The organism is Daejeonella sp., from assembly GCF_049655485.1.
In the GTDB taxonomy this organism is placed as follows: domain Bacteria; phylum Bacteroidota; class Bacteroidia; order Sphingobacteriales; family Sphingobacteriaceae; genus Daejeonella.
Window position 1 is genome coordinate 1 of sequence record NZ_JBASJU010000161.1, and the last position, 1662, is coordinate 1662.

Annotated in this window: 2 protein-coding genes; both read right to left on the minus strand. The window is 40.6% G+C overall.

Going from position 1 to position 1662, the window contains the following annotated elements:
* A partial coding sequence (locus tag WBJ10_RS06585) for an ABC transporter permease (RefSeq protein WP_424288726.1) occupies positions 1-942 on the minus strand: 942 nt, incomplete at its 3' end.
* Positions 943-1054: 112 nt separating this feature from the next.
* On the minus strand, positions 1055-1662 hold a 608-nt coding region (locus WBJ10_RS06590), incomplete at its 5' end, for an ABC transporter permease (protein ID WP_424288727.1).

Genomic DNA, 1662 nt, shown 5'->3' on the forward strand with positions numbered 1-1662 from the left:
CCCTAACAGTAATAGAATCAGGGCCACGCCCAATAGTCCGTATAAGGTAGGTATATGTGCAAGGGGTGAACCATAATTTCCATATTCCGGGTTAAAATGTATATCGCTAAGAGGTTGTAATAGATATTTATTTTTGCTTCCATCAACGTTTGGGTCTGGAGTATGGTATTTTTCGTAAAGAGCAAGTAATCCTTTTTCAATATTTTCTTTATTTGTCCCCGGCAATAGTTTTACCAGTAATTGTGATACGAAATTGGTATTATCCCATTGGTCCCAATCTGTAGGTTTAAGGCTGGTGTTGTCCAGTGTTACTCTGGATATAAAGGTCGTAAATGTAAAGTCTGTATTTTGTTTTATATCTCTGACTATACCAGTAACCGTTGTGGAAATTGTATCATCAAAAAAGAGTTGTTGTCCGATGATTTGTTCCGTTGAAAGTTTCGAAAAATAAAGCTTAGCTGCGGTTTCAGACAAAACCGTTTGGTAAGGCTGTTTCAAAGATGTTTCAGGAGAACCAGCTAACCATTCATAACCGATCAGGTTCATAAATCCCTCATCAGCGAAAACAACATGCTGTTGTTTCTTGAAAATCAAAGGCAAATTATTTTTTTGAGCGGTAACTGTTATTTTTGGCTCACCGTTCCATAAACGGAATGGAACTACTGCCTCAAGACCTGTCAATTCCTTCTTTGCCGCCGGTCCCATTGGTGCCGTTACGCCGGAGTTACGATATACTTGTCCGGAAGAACTAAACTCACTAACTACGCGATAAATCCGGTCTCCATCCTTTTGAAATTTATCAAAATTAAAATGATAGTTCACCAGCAAATAGAGCACCAACGAAGCACTGATGCCGATAGACAATCCCAGCACATTTATAATAGAAAAAGTTTTATTACGTAAGAAATTACGAATGGCAACGGTGAGGTAGTTTTTTATCATTGCTATGGGCTTTGAGAAATGAGCTATTAGCTCCGTTATAAGTTAATTCACTATTAGTTATTTTAACAACTTGGGTGGAAGCTCAAAGCTCGTTGCTCATTGCTCAAGGCCCTCACTCCGACCTTAAACTCTCCACCGGGTTCATCAACGCCGCTTTGATTGCTTGAAAACTTACTGTTATCAGTGCAATTATTACCGCTGCCACTCCTGCCATCACAAACATCCACCAGCTTACATCAATACGATAGGCGAAATCCTCAAGCCATACGGTGGCTAAATACCAGGCTACCGGGCTGGCGAGCACTATCGCTACCAGTACAAGCTTTATAAAGTCTTTTGACAAAAGTGTAACTATCCCGGCAACGGATGCACCCAAGACTTTACGTACACCGATTTCTTTAGTTCGCTGTTGTGCAGTGAATGTGGCGAGTCCAAATAAACCAAGACAGGCCACAAAAATGGTGATACCGGCAAAAATGTTTAGAATGTTTCCTACTTTTTGCTCGGCAAGGTAAGTATTGCTGAACCGCTCGTCCATGAAGGAATAAGAGAAAGGCTCTTCCGCCGTCCATTTACTTTTCATCGATGATATCAAGCCTGCGACATCAGTAGTTCTTATTTTAGCAATCATATTTCCATTATCCTTACCAAGGACCATCATCACGGGTGTTATGGGATCGTGAAGGGAAGTAAAATGGAAGTCCTTAGCTACCCCAATAA